A 22,549-nucleotide genomic window follows, 5' to 3' on the forward strand; every position below is an offset into this window, starting at 1 on the left:
CGGGGCTGCTCGCCGCGGGGCTCGGCCGGCCGCCCGCGCCGGCACCGGTGGCGGGCCACAGGGCAGGGGCGGCGATCCAGGTGAGCGCGAAGGCCGCGGCGGCGCTGCCGGTGCCGACGGCGGCCAGTCGGCGGCGGGCGCCGGCGGTCATGGTGGCGCCGCCCGAAGGGCGTACGAGGTCTGTCATCAACCGATCCTGAATCCGCCGCAGGTGCTGGAGACGAGCGATCCGTCCGGCCGGACCTTGTAGTACACCACCGTCCAGTCGCCCTTCCGGTCGAGGGCGGCCGCACCGGGGAAGTCCTCCGGGTACGCGGCGAAGCTCTCGGGGGGCATACCGCCGTCCGGCCGGCCGACCTTCAGGACCTTGCTGAGCTGGGCCGCCGGGTGCTCGTGGGCGGCCGACTGCGCCGGGGTGCGGATCTCGACGACGGTGTACTCGGGCCGGCCGTCCTCGCTCTGCCGGAGCGAGCCGAAGAGCCGTTTGCGGTTCTCGTCCGGCCCGCGGGGGAACGTCCAGTCGCCGGTGTAGGGCCCGTCGATCGGGGTGCCGTCGCCGGTGGCAGGGTGGTTGCAACGGTCGCTCGCGGAGGAGTACGCGAGGTCGCGGTCGGCGACGGGGATGCGTTCCGGGGCGACCGGGCCGGGGCGGCCGTCGGCGCCGGTCAGGGGCGTGGTGGAACCTGTCGCGGATTGCGCGGGCTTCGGCGAGGTCGTGGCGGCCGAGGTGGCGGCCGAGGTGGCGGCGGCGCCGGGTGCGGCGGGCGGCAGCCGTCCGGCGGCCAGCGAGAGGACGAGCGCGAGGGCGGCGCCGAGGACGGCCGAGGTGCCGCCGACGGCCGAGGTCAGCCGGCCGGGCGGGCGGACGTGCACGGTGCCGGGCACGCCCGCCGGGGCGCCGTCCGGCGCGGTCGTGCCGGCGCCGCCGGTCAGCTCCCGGTAGACCGGGTCGTCGACCAGCGAGCCGTCGACGTTCAGGTCGCGGACGATGTCCGCGGCGGTGGGCCGGTCGGCCGGCTCGCGCGCGGCGCAGCGCCGCAACAGGGCGGCGAACTCCGGTTCCACGCCGTCCAGGTCGAGTCCGCCGGCGACCGCCTGGTAGATCAGCGCGGGTGCGCCGTTCCCGGCGAACGGGGGACGGCGGGTCGCGGCGAACGCGGCCGTGCCGGCGAGCGCGAAGACGTCGGCGGGCGGACCGCCGCGCTCGCGGCCGGAGAGCACCTCGGGGGCGAGGTAGCCGAGCGTGCCCGCGATCCGCTGCGGGTCGCCCGTCGCGGTGTGGGCCGGGCTGCGGGCGATGCCGAAGTCGATCAGCCGGGGGCCGTCGGCGGCGAGGATGACGTTGGAGGGCTTCAGGTCCCGGTGCAGGACGCCCTGGCGGTGCGCGTCGGCGACCGCCTCGGCGAGGGCGGCGAGCAGCCGCCGGCAGGTCGCGGCCGGCAGCGGGCGTCCGTACGCGGCGACCGCGGCGGCCAGGGTGGGGCCGGCCAGGTACTCGGTGGCGAGCCAGTACGGGGCGTGCTCCGTCTCGGCGTCGACCAGGGCGGCGGAGAAGGCGCTGCGCATCCCGCGGACGACGGCGACCTCGCGGCGGAACCGGGGCAGCGCCTCCGGGTCGTCCTGCAGGTCCGGGTGGACGATCTTCACTGCCACCTGGCGGCCGCCGGGCGACCTCGCCAGGAAGACCTCGCCCATGCCGCCGGCGCCGAGCGGGCGCAGCACCTCGTACCGGCCGATCCGGCGGGATTCTCCCCCGCGGAGCTCCTGCATGGCCCGGCGGCCCCCAACCGTTGTCGTCCTGCGCTGCCCCTGGTCGGCCGCGCGGGCGGCCGGGCGACAGTATGCCGTCGGGGGGTGACGTGTGGTGGCTGCTCCGGACAAGTCGTGCCGGATCCGCCGACGGGCCGTCACCCCGGGCGCGGGCCGGTACCGTGCCTGCATGCAGACCAGGCCGACCCTGCCCGGCGCCGCCGTCCTCCTGCGCCCGGCGACCCCCGCCGACGTACCCGCGCTGGCCGGGATCCGGGCCACGCCCGAGGTGCGGGCCCGCTGGCGGGGCGGGCCCGACATGGTCGCCGAGGTGCGGTCGGACCTCGCCGACGAGCGGACGCCGGTGCTGGCCGTGGAGTACCGCGGGCAGGTGGTCGGCGCGATCCAGTGGCACGAGGAGGACGAGCCGGACTACCGGCACGCCGGCATCGACGTCTACCTCGACCCCGCGGTGCACGGCCGCGGTCTCGGGACGGACGCCGTACGCACCCTCGCCACCTACCTCGTCACGGAACTGGGCCACCACCGGCTGGTGATCGACCCGGCCGCCGACAACACCCCCGCCATCGCCTGCTACCGCAAGGTCGGCTTCCGCCCGGTCGGGGTGATGCGGCAGTACGAACGCGGGGCCGACGGCACCTGGCACGACGGCCTGCTGATGGACCTGCTGGCGGAGGAACTCGCCCCGACCGACCGGCCGTCGTCGGGGCGGCGGCGCACCGCGGCGCGGGCCGCCCTGCGGCGGCTCAGACTCCGGCGGCGCACCCGGGGCTGAGCGCGCGGGGCCGACAACGCGGACGTCTTCAAAGGTTGCGGCAGCCCCAAGAAGGGGCGCGTGGGGCACCTCCCGGCCGAGGGCTGGGAGGAGAACTGCGCACATTCAGGTGTGGGCCGCCGTGCGGGCTGCGGCTTGGCCCGTGCCGTCGAAGCACCGGTCCGGGCTGCACGGTTCCCCGCGCCGCGCCCCAGATCGGCTGCCCGGCTGCCCGTTGACGACAGCTCCCGGGTCGCTGCGGGCCGGGGGCGTGGCCGCACGGGCCCGCGGTCAGGAGCGGGCCTCGGCGACGGCCTCGGCCAGGAGCTGCGCGGCCCGGGCGAGCCGGCGCTCCGGCAGTGCGGCGTAACCGAGGACGAGGGCGGGCGGGCCGGGGGCGGTGAGGCGGGTCGGGGCGACCGGTTCGACCCGGACGCCGCGGGTGGCGGCGGCCTCGGCCACGCGCCGTTCGGCGCAGCCCGGCGGCAGGTCGAGGTACAGGTGCAGGCCGGCGGCCACGCCCCGGACGGCGGCGTCCGGCAGGTGCCGGGCGAGGGCCCCGGCCAGGGCGTCGCGGCGGGCGCGGTAGCGGGCGCGGACCGCCCGCAGGTGCCGGTCGTGGCCGCCGTCGGCGAGCAGGCGGGCGAAGGCCAGCTGGTCGAGGGCGGAGCAGCCCAGGTCGCTGTACTGCTTGTCGGTGCGGAACTCCTCGACCATCGGCTCCGGCAGCACGGCCCAGCCCAGGCGCAGTCCCGGTGCCAGCGACTTGCTGAGCGAGCCGAGGTGGACGACCAGGTCGGGGGCGAGCCCCTGCAGGCAGCCGACGGGCTCGCGGTCGTAGCGGAACTCGGCGTCGTAGTCGTCCTCGACGACCACGCCGCCGGCGCGGCGGGCCCAGGCGATCAGGGTGGCCCGGCGTTCGGGGGCGAGCACCACGCCGGTCGGGTACTGGTGGGCCGGGGTGACGAGGACGGCGCGGACGCCTGTCCGGGCGAGCGCGTCGACGTCCAGGCCGTGCGCGTCGACGGGGACGCCGACCGGTTCGAGGCAGTGGGCGCGCAGCAGGCCGAAGGTGCCCGGCGAGCCCGGGTCCTCGACGGCGATGGCGCGGTGGCCGTGGCGGACGAGCTGACGGGCCGCCAGGGCGAGCCCCTGGGCGACGCCGCCGACCACGGTGAGGCGTCCGGGGTCGGCCACGGCGGCCCGTACCCGGCCGAGGTGGGCGGCGAGTTCGGTGCGCAGCACGGGGTGGCCGGCGGGGTCGCCGTAGCCGAGGGCGGTGTGTTCGGCGGAGGCGAGGGCGCGGCGCAGCGCGGCCTGCCAGGCTGCCCGGGGGAAGAGCGAGAGGTCGGGGGTGCCGGGCTTCAGGTCGTACCGGACGGCGGGGGCGGCCGGGCCTGCTGGCGGTGCGGGCGGCGGCGGGGCGATGCCGTCGGCGACCCGGGTGCCCGCCCCGGGCCTGCTCACCAGGTAGCCCTCGGCGACGAGTTGGGCGTAGGCCTCGACCACGGTGCCGCGGGCCACTCCGAGGTCGCGGGCGAGGGTGCGGGTGGCGGGCAGTCGGCCGCCGGCGGGCGGGCGGCCCTGGCGAACGGCCTCGCGCAGGGCTGCGGTGAGCCGGGCGGTGAGGCCGCTGCCCTGGGACGGGTCGAGCAGCAGCAGGAGTTCGGTCACCGGGGCACCTCCATGCCGCGAGGGTACCCGGGCCGGGTGCCGTGAAGTGGTCCACGGACGGGGTGCTCAAGTGGACCTGGGCGGCGGACCACCCGCCTCCTAGCGTGGCGGTCATGCCTCTCTCCCCCACCGCCTCCGGCGGCCTGCGCGGCGCGGCCGCGATGACGATGCTCGGCTGTTCGACCGGTGTGAGCGCGGCCTTCGCCGGTTACCCGCTGCTGGGCGGCCAGGCGCTGCGCTACCTGCTGGCGGCCGGTCTGCTGGTGCCCCTCGCGCTGCGGGCGGCGCCCGGTGCACTGCGGCCCACGGTGCGCGAGTGGGGGCGGCTGGCGCTGCTGGCGGCGACCGGACTGGTCGGCTTCAACGTGCTGCTGGTGCAGGCGCTGCGGCACTCGGGGCCGGCCGCGGTGGGCAGTGTGGTCGGGGCCGCGCCGCTGCTGATGGCGGTGCTCGGGCCGCTGCTCGCCGGACGCCGGCCGGGCCGGCGGGCGGTGGTGGCGGCGGGGGTGGTGGCGGCCGGGGCGGCGACCGCGCAGGGGTTCGGCGCGGGGGATGCGGTCGGCACGGTCCTCGCGCTGGGCACCCTCGGGTGCGAGGTGGGGTTCTCGCTGCTGGCGGTACCGCTGCTGCCGCGGCTGGGGCCGGTCGGGGTGTCGGCGTGGGTGACGGTGCTGGCGGTGCCGATGTTCGCCGGGGCGGCGGCGCTGCTGGACGGGCGGGCTGCCCTGCGGGTGCCGGACGGTTCGGAGCTGGCCGCGCTGCTCTACCTGGCGGTGCTGATGACCTGTGTGGCCTTCCTGCTCTGGTACCGGGCACTGGAGCTGCTCGGTCCGGAGCGGGCGGGGCTGTTCGCGGGCCTGGTGCCGATCACCGCCGCACTCTCCGGGGCCGCGCTCGGCGAGGGGGTGCCGCGGGCCGGCGAGCTGTCGGGGGCGGTGCTGGTCGGTGTCGGGGTCTTCCTCGGCCTGCGCGGGCGGCGGCCCGAGCCGGCCGGGCGCTCCGTACCGCCCTCCGTGGGGACCGGGCGGACGGGGGACGACGGACACGCGGCGGTCGGGGCCGCAGCGGCAGGTGAGCCCGTGGCGCGGTGAGGACGGCCTCGGCACGGCACGGCGGCGGGAACCCGGTCGGGTACGGCGGAAACCGGGTGCGGCGCGGCCCGACGGCGGGTCAGAATGCCGGAATGCTCACCGACCACTGGCCTCTGCTGGGGCTGCGACTGCGCACCGGCCGACTCGAACTGCGGCTGCCCTCCGACGAGGAGCTCGCCGAACTGGGCGACGTGGCCGCCGCCGGCCTCCACGAACCCGACCGGATGCCGTTCCTGAGCGCCTGGACGGACGTGCCCCCGGCGCAGCGCGCCCGGGCCGTGGTGCAGCAGCACTGGCTGCGGCGCGGCACCTGGTCGCCGGAGCACTGGGCGCTGACGCTGGTGGTGTTCGCCGGGGGCCGGCCGATCGGGGTGCAGGCCCTGAGCGCCGAGGAGTTCGCCGTCACCCGCGAGGTGCGCACCGGGTCCTGGCTCGGCCTGGCCCACCAGGGCCGCGGCTTCGGCCGGGAGATGCGGTCGGCCGTACTGCACCTGGCCTTCGCGGGGCTGGGCGCGGAGGAGGCGACCTCGGCCGCGTTCACCGACAACCCGGCCTCGCTGGCGGTGTCGGCCCGGCTGGGCTACCGGCCGGACGGCGTCCAGCGGGACAACGTGCAGGGCCGGCCACGGGTCACGCAGCGACTGCGGCTGAGCCGCGCCGACTGGGAGCGGACGGACCGCCCGGCGGTCGAGCTGACCGGGCTCGGGCCCTGCCTGCCGGACTTCGGCCTCGCCCCGCAGGAGTGAACGGACGGCGAGCGTCCCGTTGTCGAACCGAACAGCAACCACGGAGATGGTGAACCCGGCATGCTGAGCCCCGATCTCGTCGACCGGTACCTGCGGCGCCTCGGCCTGCCGCGCCCGGCCGCACCGACCGCCGCCGCCCTGGCGGCCCTGCACCGCGCCCATGTCGAGCGGGTGCCGTACGAGGACCTGGAGATCCAGCTGGGCCGTCCGACGACGGTCGATCCGGTCGAGTCCGCGGAGCGGATCGTGCGCGGCCGCGGCGGCTACTGCTTCCACCTCAACGGCGCCTTCTCGGCCCTGTTGCAGGCGCTGGGCTTCGACGCCACCCGGCACGTGGCCGGGGTGCAGCGGCAGGTCGACCCGGAGCCGGTCGGCGCGGCCGGGAACCACATGGCGCTCACCGTCCGCACCGCGGAGGGGGCCTGGCTGGTGGACGTCGGCCTCGGCGACGGACTGCACGAGCCGCTGCCGCTGCGGGCCGGCACGCACCGGCAGGGCGCGCTGCGCTTCGGCCTGGCGCCGTCCGCCGCGGTGCCGGGCGGCTGGCGGCTGGAGCACGACCCGCAGGGCTCGTTCCGGGGCATGGAGTTCTCGCCGGAGCCCGCCGGGCCGGAGGACTTCGTGCGCGAGCACACCCGGCTGTCGACCTCGCCGGAGTCCTCCTTCGTCCAGGTCTTCTGCGCGATGCTGCGCGGCGCCGACGGCTTCGAGGCGCTGCGCGGCTGTCTGCTGGTGCAGGTCGGCGCGGCGAGCCGGGAGACCCGCGAGATCACCGACGAGCAGGAGTGGTTCGCCCTGCTGACCGGGCACTTCGGGCTGGACCTGTCCGACGTCCCCGCCGAGCGGCGGTCCGCGCTCTGGCAGCAGGTGCACGGCGTCCACCTGGCGTGGCGGGCGGCGGAGGCGGAGGCGGCCCGTGCATAGTGCTCCCGTCACCCCGGCCGGCGACCGGATCCGCTGGGTCGAGCTGCCCGGCACCGGCCCGGCCCGGGTCTTCGTGCACGGCCTCGGTGCCTCCTCCCCCGCGTACTTCACCGAGGCGGCCCTGCATCCGCTGCTCGCCGGGCGCCGCTCGCTGCTGGTGGACCTGCTGGGCTTTGGTCTCAGCGACCGCCCGGAGGACTTCGGCTACACGCTGGAGGAGCACGCCGACGCGCTGGCCGCCGCTCTGCGCGCGGCCGGGGCGGGCGGCGTCGAGCTGGTCGGGCACTCCATGGGCGGCGCCGTCGCGATCGTGCTGGCGGCCCGCCACCCGGAGCTGGTGGCCAGGCTGGTGCTGGTGGACGCCAACCTCGACCCGGTGCCGGTGCCCGGTCCGCCCGGCGGCGGCAGCAGCGGCCTCGCCTCGTTCACCGAGGAGGAGTTCCTGGCCGGCGGCTGGCGGCAGGTCCGCGACGGCGTCGGCCCGCACTGGTGGTCGACGATGCGGCTGGCCGGGCGGACGGCCCTGCACCGCAGCGCCGTCCACCTGGTGCGCGCCACCGTGCCCACCATGCGCGAGCTGCTGCTCGGCCTGCCGCTGCCGCGGACCTTCCTCCACCCGGCGGCGGACGGCGCACCGGACGGGGCCGAGCGGCTGGCGGCGGCCGGGGTGCGGCTGGTCGCCGTCCCCGACTGCGGGCACAACATCATGCTCGACAATCCGGACGGCTTCGCCCGGGCCGTCGCCGCGGCGCACTGACGGGGTGTCGGCCGGCCGTGCGGCCCCTGGCGCGTCCCGTCGGGGTCGTGCCAGGGTCGGGGCATGCGATACATCATCATCGGCGCCGGTGCGGTCGGCGGGACGGTCGGCGGGCGGCTCCACGAGGGCGGGCACGAGGTGGTGCTGGTCGCCCGCGGCGCCCACCTGGCGGCCCTGCGCAAGGACGGCCTGCGGCTGACCACCCCGGAGGGCAGCCGCACCCTCGACGTCCCCGCCGTCGGCGGCCCGGAGGAGCTGGACCTGCGGCCCGGGGACGTCCTGGTGCTGGCCGTGAAGACCCAGCACTCGCTGCCGCTGCTGGACGCGTGGGCGGCCCGGCCGGTGGCCGGCGGCGGGACCGCGGGCGAACTGCTGCCGCTGCTCTGCGCGCAGAACGGCGTCGAGAACGAACGCCTGGCGCTGCGCCGCTTCCGCCGCGTGTACGGGGTGTGCGTCTGGTTGCCGTCCTCGCACCTGGAGCCGGGCCGGGTCCTCGCCCAGGGCAGTCCGCTCAGCGGCGTGCTGCACATCGGCCGCTTCCCGCGGGGCAGCGACGACACCGCCGAGCGGATCGCCGCGGACCTCGCGGGCTCGCACTTCGACGCCCCGGTGAGCGCGGACGTGATGCGCTGGAAGTACGCCAAGCTGCTCGGCAACCTGAACAACGCCCTGGAGGCCGTGGGCGGTCCGATCGACGGCGAGCTGCGGCTCGCGCTGGCACGGCGGACGGTCGAGGAGGGCGAGGCGGTGCTCGCCGCGGCGGGGATCGGCCGGGCCGACCGCGCGGAGCAGAAGGCCGCCGGGCCCGACCGGGTCACCCTGGTGCCGATCGACGGGGAGACCCGCGGCGGCGGCTCGTCCTGGCAGAGCCTGGCCCGGGGCGCCGGGGACATCGAGGCCGACTACCTCAACGGCGAGATCGTGCTGCTCGGCCGGCAGCACGGTGTGCCGACCCCGCTGAACGCCGCACTGCAGCGGCTGGCCAACACCTTCGCCCGGGAGGGCCGGGCCCCGGGCAGCCTGCCGGAGGCGGAGCTGGCGAAGCTGCTGGAGGCCTCGCTCGCCGAGGCGTGACCGGGCGGCTCAGACCACCGGGTCGTCCGGCCCGTACGGGCGCAGCCGCAGCGTCCGGGCGTCCGCTTCGCGGATCTCCGCGGCGCGGGCGCACAGCGTCTCCAGGTCGTCGCGGCCGGCGTGCACGAACCGGCCGTGCAGGGCGTCGAAGCGGCCCCGGGCGGCGTCCACGGCGACGGCCACCATGTACGCGACCGAGCCCCAGTCCTTCTTGTCGGCGAACATCGGCATGGCGGCGGTCATGTCGGTGCGGACGGCACCGGGGCTGATGTCGAGCACGACCACGTGGTGCTCGGCGAGCGAGTCGGCGATGTTGTCGGAGAGCTTGAGCAGGGCGGCCTTGGAGGTGGCGTAGGCGGTGTAGACGCCGTCGGGGCGCAGTGCGAAGCCGGAGTTCATGTTGATCACCCGGCCGCCGCCGCGTTCGACCATGCCGGGCAGGACGGTGCGCAGCAGGTTGAACGGGCCGCGCAGGTTGGTCTCCAGCACGTGCCACCACTGGTTGGGGTCGGCCTCCCAGAGCGGCACCTCGACGTGGTCGATCTCGCCGGCGTTGTTGACCAGCAGGTCGATCGGGCCGAGGTCGCGCTGCACGGTGCGCACCGCCTCGCGGACGTTGCCGGGGCGGGTGACGTCGGCGCTGACCGCGACCCCGCGGGAGCCGTGCCTGACGCACTCGCGCAGCGTCTCGGTGAGCGTGGCGTGGGTGCGGCCGACCAGCCCGACCATCATGCCCTCGGCGGCGAGGCCGATCGCGATCTCCCGGCCGATGCCGCGGCCGGCCCCGGTGACCAGGCCGACCTGGCCGGCGAGTGATCCCGTCCCCATTGCGTGCTCCCTCCTGCGGCTGCACCGCATTCTGGTCCGGTCCCGGCGCGGGGCCGGGCCGCCCGGCCGGGTCGGGGCCCGGGGTCATCCGAACGGCCCAGCGCCACCGTCCGGAGCCCGGGAGTAGTACGGTCGACCAGGACACGCGTGTGGGGCCCACCGAGCCCCGGCGCCGGGCCGCTGAACAGCACCTCGCCGGGCAACCCCCGGCACCACCGTGAAGGGCAACTGAGTGAGTGACATCGCGCGCGTCGGAGTGATCGGCTGCGGCCTCATGGGGTCGGGCATCGCGGAGGTCTTCGCCCGCTCCGGTCTGGACGTCCTCGTCTCCGAGGCGACCGGCGAGGCCCTGGAGCTCGGCCGCACCCGGCTGACCAACTCGCTGGAGACCGCCGTCAGGCGCGGCAAGCTGAGCGAGGAGGATCGGGACGACGCGCTTGGCCGCCTCTCGTTCACCACCGACCTCGCCGACTTCGCCGACCGCGACCTGGTGGTCGAGGCGGTCGCCGAGCGCGAGGACATCAAGGTGCAGATCTTCGAGACGCTGGACCGGGTGGTCGAGCGCCGGGACGCGATCCTGGCCTCCAACACCTCGTCCATCCCGATCGTGAAGCTGGCCGCCGCCACCACCCGCCCCGAGCAGGTCATCGGCCTGCACTTCTTCAACCCGGCGCCGGTGCAGAAGCTGGTCGAGGTCATCCCGACGCTGACCACCTCGGCCGAGACCACCGCGCGGGTGGAGGAGTTCGCGGTGCAGGCGCTCGGCAAGGAGCCGATCCGCGCCCGCGACCGGGCCGGCTTCGTGGTGAACGCCCTGCTGGTGCCGTACCTGCTGTCGGCGGTCCGCATGTTCGAGTCGGGCGTGGCCACCGCGGCCGACATCGACAAGGGCATGGAGGCGGGTTGCGCCCACCCGATGGGTCCGCTGCGGCTGTGCGACCTGATCGGCCTGGACACCATCGTGTCGATCGCCGACTCGATGTACGACGAGTACAAGGAGCCGCTGTACGCGGCGCCGCCGCTGCTGTCCCGGATGGTCGACGCGGGCCTGCTGGGCCGCAAGTCCGGCCGCGGCTTCTACGACTACACCGCCTCGGCCTGATCCGGCCGGGCCCGCGGCGCCCCCGCACGGGGCCGCCCCTCCGGGCGGGGCGCCGCGTTCTTACCACCGTCTCCAGCCACCCGAGCAGCTCACCACAGGGGTAGTCCAGTTGAACGGGATCAGCGTCGCGCGCGGGGTCCTCGTCACCGCCCGTCGCCAGCGCCTGCTGGCCGCCATCCGGGAGGAGGGCGGCCGCTGGGACTGGCGGCGGGCCGAGGCGCAGTACGACACCTCCCCGGAGCCGCACATCATCCGGCGCGACCTGATGGAGCTGTGCCGCTCCGGCCACCTCGTCCGGGTCGGGCTCGGCGAGTACGAGGCGGCTCCCGCCGGGTGACCCCCGCCGACCGGCGGGCCTGCGCCACTCCCGTGGCACAGCGCCGTCACAGCATGGTCACAGGCCTCGGCATACGGTGATCGTTCTGACACGGTGATGACATGCGAACTCGAATGATCGTCACCACCCTCACCGCCGCTGCCGCCCTGTCCCTGTCCCTCACCGCGTGCGGCAGCGACGGCGGCGGCACCGCCGAGCCGGCGAAGTCCTCCGCCACTGCGGCGGCCCCGGCCTCCAGCGCCCCGACCGCGGCCGACAGCCCGGCGCCGGCGGCGTCCACCGCGGCCCCCACCGCGCCGACCAAGGCGGCCGGCACGGCCGACCCGACGCAGCTGGCGATGGTCGCCGGCCTGAAGCAGATCGACCCGAAGCTGGCCGCGGACAACCAGAAGACCGTTGCCGCCGCGCAGCAGACCTGCGCGGACATCAAGGCCGGCAAGGACGACGCGACGGTGGCGAAGAACACCACCACCTACTTCGCGGCGACCGGCGCGAAGGTGACCGACCAGCAGGGCCAGATGATCGCGGTGATCGTCAAGGCGGCGCTCTGCCCGTGACACGGCGGCGTGGTGCAGCGGAGTGACGCGGCGGACGTGACACGACGGACGTGACGGGGCCCGGGAGCGGTATCCAGCTCCCGGGCCCCTGCGGTGCCACCCAATTGCGCGCGCCGGCACGTTTAAGGGTTGCGGATCAATCTCAGAGCCTCGTGTTCTGCCTTTGAACTACCGTGCCAAGGGGAGAGGCACAGGCGGGACTTGAACCCGCATCCGAGGCTTTCCGTCCGCACCCGTTCGATCCGGCGCTCGGCGGCGAATGCTGAGCCTTGAGCGAGAGTCTGAGTTTCAGGGGGCTGCCTCTGCCGTTTGGGCCACCCCGGCGCGGTGGTGCCGGGGGGAGGACTCGAACCTCCACTGTCACCCCTGTGTCAGCTTCACTTTCAGTGTCAGCTTCTGCGCTGTCGCGCACCCCTCCGCTCAAGGAGGGGGATCGTGGGTCCGGCCTGCTACTGGCCGAACAGGTAACCGAAGACGGCGTCGCCGACCCGCTTGTCGACGACCTCCGTCGCGTTGGCCTCCTCGCGGGCGAACTGCACCGCCTGCTGCAGCTTCTCGACCCGCTGGACGAGCTCGTTGACCCGCCGGGCGGGCAGCGCACCGGAGAACTTGACGGTCGTCCAGTACCCGACGGCGATGTCCTCGTAGTACACCTCGACCTGGGCCGGGTGCTTCTCGGTGGCCTCCGCCTTCACATGGTTGCGGGGCACCTTCTTCGTCCGGATGGTGCGCACCGGCTCGGTCTTCCACGCGTCGGTGGAGGCGTCCGGCGTCCAGGACTCGGAGGCGTCCAGCACCGGCAGCTTGCGGACGAAGGTGTAGAGATCGGTGAGCTGCTTCTCCAGGAAGAGCAGGTAGGTGACCGGCACGTCGGTCAGCAGCGGCCGGCCGTCGACCACGACGTCCGCGCGGGCGGCGCAGTTGGCGTGGTCCTTGGTGGCGGTCACGTCGAACAGCCGGGTGAGCGAGGCGGCGGTGTCGCGCAGGATGTCCTCGGCGCGCACCTGCACGCGGGTGGACTCCGGCGGGAGCTGCTCGCCCTCCTCGTCCTTGGGCTGGTACGTACGGGAGATCCCGGCGAGCAGGGCGGGCTTCTGCAGGCCGTGGTGGGCCGCCGTCAGCTCCTGGAACGACTTGGACTTGACGCCCTTTTCGACTGCGATGATCTGGTTGAGTTTCGCCACGGACGGGAGGCTAACAGCGGCCCGTCCGCGCTGTCGTGCGATTTACCGCGGCCCGGGGAACGGGGATCGGGGGACCGCCCCCGGGCCCGGCGCGGCGTCAGCTGTTGATCTGGTAGCTGTCGCCGTAGACCTTCCACTTCAGCGGGGTGTTGAGGTCGAAGTTGCGGTCCTTGACCCAGACCTTCTGGGCGGTGTCGACCCGGCTGGTGTCGGCGTGCGCCTCCTCCTTCTTCATGACGACCTTGCGGGCGTCCATGAAGGCGTTGAGGTAGGTGGCCTCGTCGCCGCCCTGGGCGGGGGTCTTGGCCTTCTTCATGGCCGCCTTGCGGATGCCGCCGAAGCTGTCGGAGCTGTCGCCGGGGCCGTGCATCACGATGGCGTCGTAGTAGACGAACTGGCCGAGCGCCCGCAGGCCGTCGGCCTTGGCCTGCTGGACGGCGGGGTTGAAGTAGACGCGGTCCCGCTCGTCGTTCTGGGCCTGCTGGAAGACGCCGTCCTTGGCCGCGGTGGCCCAGTCCTTGGTGAAGGCGGTGCCGAGGCCGCTGTGCGAGTCGGTGCCGTTGACCTTGCGCAGGGCGGGCAGGTACTTGGCGAGGACGTTGCCGGGCTTGAGGTCGGTGTAGTGCTCCACCAGGTCGAGCATGTCGCCGGTGCCGGAGCAGAAGCCGATGATGCCGGCGGTGTAGCCGCGGCCGTCGCCGATGTCCTCGATGTACTTGTACTGGGCCTTCCAGTCCAGCGAGGAGTTCTCCGCGCTGGAGACGATCTGCATGGCGATGTCCTTCTTGTGGGCGTCGTCCAGGCCGACCGACGCGGCGGTGACCACGGACGCGCCGGCGCCGTTCGCGCCGATGGTCACGGTGGCGACGGTCAGCGGGACGGCGGCGAGCAGGACCGCGAGTGCGGTCCGGCCGGCCCGACTGCGGGCCCGGTGGGTGCGGAGGTTGGTGCGGGCGGTGCGGGACTGTGCGGACATGTGACGCTCCGTCGGCTCGACTCGCGCGCAGGCATGGGGATGCCCGGGGCGCTCCGGTTAGGAAACTTTCCTAACAAGGATTGAAGCGGCCATGGCATTCAACCCGCAAGAGGGTCGGGCCAACCTGCACGCCGCCTTAAGGCCCACCTAACGTTCGCCAACTCGCCGCCCGCACAAGGCACCTGGCGATCTTGGCCGGAAACGCCGACGGGCCCCGTCCCGGACGCGGAGTCCGGAACGGGGCCCGTCGGGCCGGGGGCGTCAGGCGCCGCGCAGCACCGCGCCGGTGCGCTCGGCCGCGGCCGCGACGGCCGACTCGCGGGCGGCCGAGGCCTCGTCCGCGGTCAGCGTGCGGTCGGCGGCACGGAAGCGCAGCGAGTACGCGAGCGACTTCTTGCCCTCGCCGGCCTGCTCGCCGGTGAAGACGTCGAACAGCCGGATCGACTCCAGCAGGGCGCCCGCACCCTCGCGCAGCGCGGCCTCGACCTCGGCGGCCGGCACCTCGCTGCCCACGATCAGCGCGACGTCCTGCGTCGCCACCGGGTAGGCGGACACGGCCGGGCCGCTCACCTTCCGCACGCCGTCGGCGAGCAGCAGGTCCAGGTCGATCTCCATCGCGCTGGTGCGCTCCGGCAGGTGCAGCGCCTTGACGACCCGCGGGTGCAGCTCGCCGGCGTGGCCGACCACCCGGCCGTCCACCAGCAGCTCGGCGCAGCGGCCGGGGTGCCAGGGGGCGCGCTGTGCCTGCCGTACGGTCAGCTCCAGGTTGGCCGCGCGGGCGACCGTCCGGGCCGCCTCGACCGCGTCCGCCCAGCCGGACGGCACGCCCTTGCCCCACCAGCCGGACGGCTGGCGCTCGCCGGCCAGCGCGACCGCGACCCGGCGCGGCTGGTCCGGCAGCGCGGCGTTGAGCTCGGCGAGCTCCTGCTCGGTCGGCCGGCGCTCCACCGAGAGCCGCGGCGCGACCGTGAGCTCGGCCTTCGGCAGGAAGACCGTGCCGGTCTCGAACAGCGCCAGGTCGGTGTTGCCGCGGCCGACGTTGCGGCGCAGCGCGCCGAGCAGGCCCGGCAGCAGCGTGGTGCGCAGCGCCGGCTCCTCGTCGTTGAGCGGGTTGACCAGCTTGACCGTGCGGCGGCGCTCGTCGTCCTTCTCCAGGCCGAGCCCGTCGAACGCGGCCTCGCCGATGAACGGGTAGGCGTTGATCTCGACGTAGCCGGCACCGGCCAGGGCGATGCCCACCCGGCGGTGGAAGCGCTGCGCCTCGGTCAGACCGCGGCCCGGCGGCACGTTGGGCATCCGGGCGGGCACGTTGTCGTAGCCCTCCAGGCGGATGACCTCCTCCGCGAGGTCGTACGGGTCGGTGAGGTCGGGGCGCCAGGACGGCGGGGTGACCTCGAGAACGTCGGCGCCGACGACGCTGCAGCCGATCTCCTGCAGGCGGCGGGTGACGGTCTCGCGGCCGTACTCGGTGCCGGCGACGCGGTCCGGCAGGTCCGCCCCGATCGCGATGGTGCGCATCGGGCGCGGGGCGGCGATGTCGGTGACACCGGCCTCGGCGGTGCCGGCGGCGATCAGCACCAGCAGGTCGACGGCGCGCTGCGCGGCGGCGCGGGCGGCCTCCGGGTCGACGCCGCGCTCGAAGCGCTTGGACGCCTCGGAGGGCAGCTTGTGGCGCTTGGCGGTGCGGGCCACGCTGATCGGGTCGAAGTGCGCGGCCTCGATGACGACCTCGGTGGAGCCGGTGACCTCGCCGGTCTCCGGGTCCAGCACCGGGTCGATGATCTCGGTGGTGGCACCGCCCATGACACCGGCCAGACCGATCGGGCCGGAGTCGTCGCAGATCAGCAGGTCCTCGGCGGACAGCTTGCGCTTGATGCCGTCCAGCGTGGTGAGGGTTTCGCCCTCCTCCGCGCGGCGGACCAGGATCGTGCCCTGGACGCGGCCCCGGTCGTAGGCGTGCAGCGGCTGGCCGACCTCGAGCATCACGTAGTTGGTGATGTCGACGGTCAGCGAGACCGGGCGGATGCCGGACTTCTGCAGGCGGCGCTGCAGCCAGATCGGGGACTTCGCGGCCGGGTCGACGCCGGTGACGGTGCGGGCGACGAAACGGTCGCAGCCGGCCGGGTCGGCGACCTTGACCGGGTAGCCGAAGGCGTTGGCCGGCGGCACGTCGAGCAGCGCCGGGTCGGCCAGCGGCAGCCCGTACGCGGCGGCGGCCTCGCGGGCGACGCCGCGCATGGACAGGCAGTAGCCGCGGTCCGGGGTGACGGCGATGTCGAGCACCTCGTCGACGAGCTGCAGCAGCTCGATCGCGTCGGTGCCGGGCTCCAGGTGCGACTCCAGCACCAGGATGCCGTTGTGGTCGTCGCCCATGCCGAGCTCGCGGGCGGAGCAGATCATGCCGGCCGAGGTGTGGCCGTAGGTCTGCCGCGCGGCGATCGGGAAGGGGCCGGGCAGCACGGCGCCCGGGAGCACCACGACGACCTTGTCGCCGACCTGGAAGTTGGTCGCGCCGCAGACGATCTCCTGCGGCTCGCCGGTGCCGTTCGCGTCGCCCACGTTGACGAAGCAGTGCCGGATCGGCTTCTTGAAGCCGGACAGCTCCTCGATGGAGAGCACCTCGCCGACCACCAGCGGGCCCTTGAGATCGCCGCCGAGCTGCTCGACGGTCTCGACCTCCAGGCCCGCCCGGACGAGCCGGGCCGCCACGTCGCGGCCGGTCTCGCCCGCCGGCAGGTCGACGTACTCGCGCAGCCAGGAAAGCGGGACGCGCATCAGATCTCCATCCCGAACGGGAGGGTGAAGCGGACGTCACCCTCGACCATGTCGCGCATGTCGGCGACGTTGTGGCGGTTCATCAGGATTCGCTCCAGGCCCAGGCCGAAGGCGAACCCGCTGTAGCGGTTGGGGTCGACACCGGCGGCGACCAGCACCCGGGGGTTGACCACACCGCAGCCGCCGAGCTCGATCCAGCCCTCGGAGGAGCAGGTGCGGCACGGGCGGTCCGGGTTGCCGACGCTCTCACCGCGGCAGACGAAGCACTGCAGGTCCACCTCGGCGCTCGGCTCGGTGAACGGGAAGTACGAGGGGCGCCAGCGCAGTTCGAGGTGGCCGCCGATCAGCTTCTCGACCAGCACCTCGATGGTGCCCTTGAGGTCGGCGAACGTGATGCCCTCGTCCACCGCGAGGCCCTCGACCTGGCGGAAGACCGGGGTGTGCGTGGCGTCCAGCTCGTCGGTGCGGTACACCCGGCCGGGGCTCACCGCGTACAGCGGCGGCTGGCGGTCGAGCATGGTGCGGATCTGCACCGGGGAGGTCTGGGTGCGCAGCACCACGCCGGAGTCGGCGGAGCCGTCCGGGGCCTGCACGAAGAAGGTGTCCTGCATGGAGCGGGCCGGGTGGTCCGGGTGCAGGTTGAGGGCGTCGAAGTTCAGCCACTCCGCCTCGACCTCGGGGCCGGAGGCGACCTCGTAGCCCATGGCCACGAAGGTGTCCTCGATGCGCTCGGCCATGGTGGTGAGCGGGTGCCGGGCGCCGCGCGGCGCGCGGTCGTACGGCAGGGTGACGTCCACCGCCTCCTCGACCAGCACGCGGGCGTCCCGCTCCGCCTCCAGCTCGGTCTGGCGGCGCGCCAGGGCCTGGTTGACGGCTCCGCGGGCCTGGCCGATCAGCTTGCCGGCCGCCGCCTTGGCGTGCGGCGGCAGGGCGCCGATCTCACGGTTGGCGAGCGCGAGCGGCGAGCGGTCGCCGGTGTGGGCGACCTTGGCCTGCTTCAGCGCGTCGAGGTCGGCGGCGGCGGCGAACGCGGCGAACGCCTCGTCCCGGGCCTGCTCCACCACCTCGGGCTTGAGGGCCTCGACCTCGACCGGGTCGTACGACTTGTTGGGTGCCGACATCTCTATCTTTCCCGTGCTCCTGCTCGTGAAGTGGATGGCTCGCCCTTGCGCTACGCCCGGCGTGGCCGGAACACGGGCAGCCCCTGACCGGTGCCGGGAGGTGCCGGGAGGGGTGGCCGCGGCACGGCCGCGCAGGGCGTCCCACAACGCCAAAGGTCGAGTGTAGTCGCAGCACGCCGACGGCCGGTTCGCCGTCCGTGGCCGTGTGCGCGAGGAGCCCGCCGGGCGCGGACCTACAGCATGAAGTCCGGCACGCCCGCGGGCAGGATAAATCGGAACCGGGCGCCGCCCGAGGGGGCCCGGCTGATCCGGATGACGCCGCCGTGCGCCTCCACGATGCCCTTGACGATGTACAGGCCGAGACCGGTGCCGCCGCGCTTGGAGCCGCGCCAGAACCGGGTGAAGACGCGCGGCATCGACTCCTCGGGGATGCCGCTGCCTTCGTCGCTCACGGTGACCGCTGTCCCTTCCACCGTCCTCGGCGGGGTGCCCGGATGCTGCCGGCCGGCCGCCTCGACGATCTCGACGGCGGGGGCCACCTCGATGGTGACAGTCCCCTCGCCGTGCCGCACGGCATTTTCCAGCAGGTTGGCCAGCACCTGGTCGATCTTGTCCGGGTCTGCCCACTGCTGGCGCAGTCCCTCGGCGACCCGGATGTCGAAGCGCTCCGCCGGGATGCCGGCCGCCACCTTGCCGTCCACGTGCCGGCGGACGGCCGCCGCCAGGTCGACCACCTGCTTGCGGACCTCCAGCCGGCCCGCGTCGATCCGGGAGATGTCGAGCAGCTCGGCGATCAGCCGGGTGACCCGGTCGGCGTCGGCGTCGACGGTCTCCAGCATCACCCGCTTCTGCCCGTCGTTGAACCGCTCCCACTTGGCCAGCAGGGTCGCCGTGAACCCCTTGACGCTGGTCAGCGGCGAGCGCAGCTCGTGCGCGACGGTGGCGATCAGCTCGGCGTGGCTGCGCTCGGTGCGCCGCCTCGCCTCGGTGCCGCGCAGGGCCACCACCACCCGTTGCACCGGGCCGCCGGGCCGCTCCCGGACGTACCGGGCGGAGACCAGCACCTCGCAGCCGCCGGGCAGCAGCAGGTTCCGCTCGGGCTGGCCGGTGCGCACCGCGAGGCCGCCGTACGGGTCGGTGAGCTTCCACCAGCGCCGGCCGTCGAGGTCCTCCAGCGGCAGGGCGTCCTCCAGCGGGCCGCCGAGCACCGCGTCGGGGCGTCGCCCGGTGAGCCGGGCCGCGGCCCGGTTGAAGCAGACCACCCGGCCGACGGCGTCCGCGACGACCAGACCGTCGGGCAGGTCGTCCGGGTCCAGCTCCGCCCCGCTGCCGACCATGGGTGTCCTCCCCTGACCCACCACCGTGCTCCCCGCCGAGGCCGACCCTAGCGCTCCTGCGGCCGTGTGCGACACCCTCCGGGCGAGCGCTGCGCGCGGGCCGAGGCGTAGAGGCAGACGGCGGCGGCCGTGGCCAGGTTGAGGCTCTCGGCGTGTCCGTGGATGGGCACGCGCACCACCTCGTCGGCAAGTGCGCGGGTCTCCTCCGGCAGGCCCCAGGCCTCGTTGCCGAAGACCCAGGCGACCGGCGCGCCGAGGGTGCCCTCGTCGAGCTCCTGGTCGAGGTCGCGCTCGCCCGCGCCGTCCGCGGCGAGCACCCGCACCCCGGCCCCGCGCAGCTTGGCGACGGCCTCCGCGATCGGCACCCCGGTGGCGAACGGCAGGTGGAAGAGGCTGCCCACCGAGGCCCGGACGGCCTTCGGGTTGTACAGGTCCACCGAGGCGTCGGTCAGCACCACCGCCTCCGCACCGGCGGCGTCGGCCGTCCTCAGTACGGTGCCGGCGTTGCCGGGGTCGCGGACGTGGGCGAGCACCGCGACCAGCCGCGGCCGGGACTTCAGCACCTCCTCGAAGGGGGTGTCGATGAAGCGGCACAGCGCGACGATGCCCTGCGGGGTGACGGTGTCGCAGATCTCCGCGATCACCTCCTCGGTGGCGGTGATCAGCGGCAGCCCGGCCGCGCGGGCGGCGTCCGCGATGTCGGCGTGCCGCTCCAGCGCCTGCTGGGTGAGGTAGATCTCGACCACCGCGTGCTCGTCCGAGCCCGGCAGCCGCCCGTACGCCACGGCCTCGCGGACGGCCTGCGGGCCCTCGGCCAGGAATCGGCGGTCCTTGCCGCGCTGGTTCCGCCTGGCCAGCCGGCGCGCGGCGACGACGCGCGGGGAGCGCAGGGAGGTGAGCAGGGGGGTGTCGGTGCTCTGCATGCTCTCGTTCTCTGAGGACTCTGACGACTCTGAGGAGGCGTACTCGGTGCGCGGGCGCCACGGCCCGGCGCCCGGCGGGCCGCAGGGCCCGGAATGCGCATCGGGCCCGCAGGCGTGGTGAACCTGCGGGCCCGAAGAGCTCAACTACCGAGGCTTCGCCTGGATCAGGCGGCGGCCTTGGGGGCGTTGACGTCCTCCGGCAGCGCCTTCTTGGCGACCTCGACGAGCGCGGCGAACGCGGCGGCGTCGTTGACGGCCAGGTCGGCGAGCATCTTGCGGTCGATCTCGACGCCCGCGGCCTTCAGGCCCTGCACGAAGCGGTTGTAGGTCATGCCGTTGGCACGGGCCGCAGCGTTGATGCGCTGGATCCAGAGCTGACGGAAGTCGCCCTTGCGCTTCTTGCGGTCGTTGAAGTTGTAGACGAGCGAGTGGGTGACCTGCTCCTTGGCCTTGCGGTACAGGCGGGAGCGCTGGCCGCGGTAACCGCTGGCCCGCTCGAGGATGACCCGGCGCTTCTTGTGGGCGTTGACTGCCCGCTTGACGCGTGCCACTTGATTACTCCTTGGGTTGGACCGCGGATGGCTCCTGGCGGTCCGTCAATCGATTGGGTCGGGAAGGATCAGCCGGTCCCGCGGGGGTGCCGCGGGCGGGCGATCACTTGCCGAGAAGCTTCTTGATCTTCTTGGCGTCGGCGGGGGCCATCTCGGCGTTGCCGGCCAGCTTGCGGGTCAGCGTCGAGGGCTTGTGCTCCAGGAGGTGGCGACGGCCGGCACGCTCGCGCAGCACCTTCCCGGAGCCAGTGATCTTGAAGCGCTTGCTGGCGCCGCTGTGCGTCTTCTGCTTCGGCATGTCGCCGTATCTCCTCGTCGGTCCGCCCCGGCCCGCACACTGCTGTGCGGGCCGGGAGTGGATTGATCTCCCGGCCGGGGCGGGAGCCCCGGCCGATGTGGCCGTCCGTGCGGGGCCGGGCCTTTCGGCTCAGCTCTCCTGCTCGGTGTCGGCCGGCTGCTCGACCTCGGCGGCGGGCGCGGCCTCGACGGCCTCGACGGCCTCGGCGGCCTCCTCGACGGCCTCCTCGACCTCGTCGGCCTGGGCGTCCGCGGCGGCACCGGGGGTGCGGCCCTGACGCTCGGCCTTGCGGGCGTCCGCGAGGGCACGCGCCTCGGCCATCGCCTCGGTCTTCTTCTTGTGCGGGCCGAGAACCATGATCATGTTACGGCCGTCCTGCTTGGCCGAGGACTCCACGAAGCCCAGGTCCTGGACGTCCTCCGCGAGACGCTGCAGCAGTCGGAAGCCCAGCTCGGGGCGGGACTGCTCACGACCGCGGAACATGATCGTGATCTTGACCTTGTCGCCCTGCTTGAGGAACCGGACGACGTGACCCTTCTTGGTGTCGTAGTCGTGCGGGTCGATCTTCGGCCGGAGCTTCATCTCCTTGATGACCGTGTGCGCCTGGTTCTTGCGCGCCTCACGGGCCTTCATGGCCGACTCGTACTTGAACTTGCCGTAGTCCATGAGCTTGCAGACCGGCGGCCGTGCGGTCGCCGCAACCTCGACCAGGTCGAGGTCGTACTCCTGGGCAAGCTCCAGCGCCTTGGCAAGCGGCACGATGCCGACCTGCTCGCCGCTGGGACCGACGAGTCGCACCTCGGGGACGCGAATCCGGTCGTTGATGCGGGGCTCGGTGCTGATGGGGCCTCCTCGGTTGCACCTAATTCAGTGCGGCCGTCGGGCGGCGGTCGCACGTCGTGGTTTCGACCACTGGGCGGGGCTTCATTCATGCTCCGCTGCCCGAAAAGGCACCGAACGCACGAAAAAAGCCCCGCACGGTACAGGCGGGGCTCCACACAACCGGGGTGTCCCTGGCGGGACACCGCTGGCGAGCGCACACCTGACGGCGTACGTCGCGGACCGGACCCGTCGACCCGGGGGCCGATCAGGTGGGAGACTGTCGCGGTTGCCCTCTCGGGCCTCCTGGGTGGAGCCTCCACTTGCTGGCCGGGTGTCCCTACGGACTCCTGGCCGGTCAGTCTCGAAGCATAGCAGCGTTTCGGTGGACACCGTTATTCCGGCCCCGGTCACGCCGCCTTGTACGCTCCCTGTGTACGTCCACCGGCCAGACGGAGTGAGCCACCTTGACCAGCCAGCCCCACGAGCACGACGACGAGCAGGCCGTCGGCTTCGACGACCTCACCCGCGACATCGCCGAGGTCCCGGCGGTCGAGGTGATCACCACCGTCGCCGTCCACCTCATGAGCGCGGCCGCCGTCAAGTGCGGGCTCGCCGAGGGCGGCGAGGCCGACAAGGACCTCGACGAGGCGCGCAAGCTGATCACCGCGCTGGCCGGGCTGGTCACCGCGGGAGCCCCCGAGATCTCCAACTTCCACGCCGCACCGCTCCGGGACGGGCTGCGCTCCCTGCAGCTCGCCTTCCGCGAGGCCTCGGTCGTCCCGGACGCCCCGGGCGCCGGCCCCGGTGAGAAGTTCACCGGCCCGGTCTACTCCTGACACGGCCCGGTCTGCTCCTGACACACGGGGCGGACCCGGAACAGGGGCTCGCCCGCTTCGAGTGGGTGACCCCTGAGGGGCGCGGGGAACTGCGCGAGGCGGAAGGCGCGAC

Annotated in this window: 22 protein-coding genes and 1 pseudogene; 10 read left to right on the forward strand and 13 right to left on the reverse strand. The window is 74.2% G+C overall.

Going from position 1 to position 22,549, the window contains the following annotated elements:
- On the reverse strand, positions 1 to 187 hold a 187-nt coding region (locus KSNIM_RS07820; protein WP_263102491.1), incomplete at its 3' end, for a hypothetical protein.
- Positions 187 to 1,770 (reverse strand): serine/threonine-protein kinase, encoded by a 1,584-nt coding sequence (locus tag KSNIM_RS07825; protein ID WP_263102492.1) that lies wholly within the window; start codon positions 1,768 to 1,770, stop codon positions 187 to 189. The genes KSNIM_RS07825 and KSNIM_RS07820, both read right to left, overlap by 1 nt.
- 169 nt (positions 1,771 to 1,939) lie before the next feature.
- Here KSNIM_RS07825 and KSNIM_RS07830 point away from each other — a divergent pair.
- Positions 1,940 to 2,452 (forward strand): annotated as a pseudogene (locus tag KSNIM_RS07830) (GNAT family N-acetyltransferase); the annotation flags it as partial.
- Between the two features lie 363 nt (positions 2,453 to 2,815).
- Here KSNIM_RS07830 and KSNIM_RS07835 read toward each other — a convergent pair.
- Entirely contained in the window at positions 2,816 to 4,198 is a 1,383-nt protein-coding gene (locus KSNIM_RS07835; protein ID WP_263102493.1) for a PLP-dependent aminotransferase family protein, read from the reverse strand.
- 113 nt (positions 4,199 to 4,311) lie between these two features.
- Between KSNIM_RS07835 and KSNIM_RS07840 the strand changes: the two genes are divergently transcribed.
- From KSNIM_RS07840 to KSNIM_RS07860, 5 genes are all read left to right on the forward strand, one after another.
- Entirely contained in the window at positions 4,312 to 5,289 is a 978-nt protein-coding gene (locus KSNIM_RS07840) for a DMT family transporter (RefSeq protein WP_263102494.1), read from the forward strand.
- A gap of 92 nt (positions 5,290 to 5,381) precedes the next feature.
- Entirely contained in the window at positions 5,382 to 6,035 is a 654-nt protein-coding gene (locus tag KSNIM_RS07845; protein ID WP_263102495.1) for a GNAT family N-acetyltransferase, read from the forward strand.
- A gap of 60 nt (positions 6,036 to 6,095) precedes the next feature.
- Positions 6,096 to 6,959 (forward strand): arylamine N-acetyltransferase family protein, encoded by an 864-nt coding sequence (locus KSNIM_RS07850; protein ID WP_263102496.1) that lies wholly within the window; start codon positions 6,096 to 6,098, stop codon positions 6,957 to 6,959.
- Positions 6,952 to 7,716 carry an alpha/beta fold hydrolase gene (locus KSNIM_RS07855; RefSeq protein WP_263102497.1) on the forward strand — a complete coding sequence of 255 codons (765 nt, stop codon included), beginning with the start codon at positions 6,952 to 6,954 and terminating at the stop codon, positions 7,714 to 7,716. The genes KSNIM_RS07850 and KSNIM_RS07855 overlap by 8 nt, the downstream gene beginning before the upstream one ends.
- Before the next feature lie 63 nt (positions 7,717 to 7,779).
- Positions 7,780 to 8,790 (forward strand): ketopantoate reductase family protein, encoded by a 1,011-nt coding sequence (locus KSNIM_RS07860; protein ID WP_263102498.1) that lies wholly within the window; start codon positions 7,780 to 7,782, stop codon positions 8,788 to 8,790.
- A 9-nt stretch (positions 8,791 to 8,799) separates the two neighbouring features.
- On the opposite strand, the gene KSNIM_RS07865 is transcribed toward KSNIM_RS07860, so the two are convergent.
- Positions 8,800 to 9,618 carry an SDR family NAD(P)-dependent oxidoreductase gene (locus KSNIM_RS07865; RefSeq protein WP_263102499.1) on the reverse strand — a complete coding sequence of 273 codons (819 nt, stop codon included), beginning with the start codon at positions 9,616 to 9,618 and terminating at the stop codon, positions 8,800 to 8,802.
- Between the two features lie 232 nt (positions 9,619 to 9,850).
- Here KSNIM_RS07865 and KSNIM_RS07870 point away from each other — a divergent pair, with 232 nt between their 5' ends.
- The 3 genes from KSNIM_RS07870 (at position 9,851) to KSNIM_RS07880 (ending at position 11,614) form a co-directional block, all read left to right on the forward strand.
- On the forward strand, positions 9,851 to 10,720 hold the full coding sequence (locus tag KSNIM_RS07870) for a 3-hydroxybutyryl-CoA dehydrogenase (protein WP_263102500.1): 870 nt from the start codon (positions 9,851 to 9,853) through the stop codon (positions 10,718 to 10,720).
- Positions 10,721 to 10,829: 109 nt separating this feature from the next.
- On the forward strand, positions 10,830 to 11,057 hold the full coding sequence (locus tag KSNIM_RS07875) for a hypothetical protein (RefSeq protein WP_263102501.1): 228 nt from the start codon (positions 10,830 to 10,832) through the stop codon (positions 11,055 to 11,057).
- Positions 11,058 to 11,158: 101 nt separating this feature from the next.
- Positions 11,159 to 11,614, forward strand: a complete 456-nt coding sequence (locus KSNIM_RS07880; protein ID WP_263102502.1) for a hypothetical protein — start codon at positions 11,159 to 11,161, stop codon at positions 11,612 to 11,614.
- A gap of 449 nt (positions 11,615 to 12,063) precedes the next feature.
- On the opposite strand, the gene KSNIM_RS07885 is transcribed toward KSNIM_RS07880, so the two are convergent.
- The 9 genes from KSNIM_RS07885 to infC all read right to left on the reverse strand — a co-directional run bounded on the left by KSNIM_RS07885 (position 12,064) and on the right by infC (position 21,646).
- Positions 12,064 to 12,798, reverse strand: coding sequence for a hypothetical protein (locus KSNIM_RS07885; RefSeq protein ID WP_263102503.1), 735 nt, complete (start codon positions 12,796 to 12,798; stop codon positions 12,064 to 12,066).
- A gap of 97 nt (positions 12,799 to 12,895) precedes the next feature.
- A complete protein-coding gene (locus KSNIM_RS07890; RefSeq protein WP_263102504.1) occupies positions 12,896 to 13,774 on the reverse strand; it encodes a chitosanase in 879 nt (292 codons plus the stop codon).
- Between the two features lie 261 nt (positions 13,775 to 14,035).
- Positions 14,036 to 16,549 (reverse strand): phenylalanine--tRNA ligase subunit beta, encoded by a 2,514-nt coding sequence (gene pheT / locus KSNIM_RS07895; protein WP_263102505.1) that lies wholly within the window; start codon positions 16,547 to 16,549, stop codon positions 14,036 to 14,038.
- Positions 16,549 to 17,670, reverse strand: a complete 1,122-nt coding sequence (pheS, locus tag KSNIM_RS07900) for a phenylalanine--tRNA ligase subunit alpha (RefSeq protein WP_263102506.1) — start codon at positions 17,668 to 17,670, stop codon at positions 16,549 to 16,551. Before pheS ends, pheT begins: the two co-directional genes overlap by 1 nt.
- A 233-nt stretch (positions 17,671 to 17,903) precedes the next feature.
- Positions 17,904 to 19,007 carry an ATP-binding protein gene (locus KSNIM_RS07905; RefSeq protein ID WP_263102507.1) on the reverse strand — a complete coding sequence of 368 codons (1,104 nt, stop codon included), beginning with the start codon at positions 19,005 to 19,007 and terminating at the stop codon, positions 17,904 to 17,906.
- A 47-nt stretch (positions 19,008 to 19,054) separates the two neighbouring features.
- Positions 19,055 to 19,930: a TrmH family RNA methyltransferase gene (locus KSNIM_RS07910; RefSeq protein WP_263102508.1), complete on the reverse strand. Its 876-nt coding sequence runs from the start codon at positions 19,928 to 19,930 to the stop codon at positions 19,055 to 19,057.
- Between the two features lie 164 nt (positions 19,931 to 20,094).
- Positions 20,095 to 20,481, reverse strand: coding sequence for a 50S ribosomal protein L20 (rplT, locus tag KSNIM_RS07915; protein ID WP_263102509.1), 387 nt, complete (start codon positions 20,479 to 20,481; stop codon positions 20,095 to 20,097).
- A gap of 103 nt (positions 20,482 to 20,584) precedes the next feature.
- Positions 20,585 to 20,779 (reverse strand): 50S ribosomal protein L35, encoded by a 195-nt coding sequence (rpmI, locus tag KSNIM_RS07920; RefSeq protein WP_263102510.1) that lies wholly within the window; start codon positions 20,777 to 20,779, stop codon positions 20,585 to 20,587.
- 129 nt (positions 20,780 to 20,908) lie between these two features.
- Positions 20,909 to 21,646 carry a translation initiation factor IF-3 gene (gene infC, locus KSNIM_RS07925; protein ID WP_263107864.1) on the reverse strand — a complete coding sequence of 246 codons (738 nt, stop codon included), beginning with the start codon at positions 21,644 to 21,646 and terminating at the stop codon, positions 20,909 to 20,911.
- Between the two features lie 419 nt (positions 21,647 to 22,065).
- Between infC and KSNIM_RS07930 the strand changes: the two genes are divergently transcribed.
- On the forward strand, positions 22,066 to 22,437 hold the full coding sequence (locus KSNIM_RS07930; protein WP_030268655.1) for a DUF1844 domain-containing protein: 372 nt from the start codon (positions 22,066 to 22,068) through the stop codon (positions 22,435 to 22,437).
- Positions 22,438 to 22,549 lie beyond the last annotated feature (112 nt).

Origin of the sequence: Kitasatospora sp. DSM 101779 (assembly GCF_025655475.1) — a bacterium.
Classification (GTDB): domain Bacteria; phylum Actinomycetota; class Actinomycetes; order Streptomycetales; family Streptomycetaceae; genus Kitasatospora.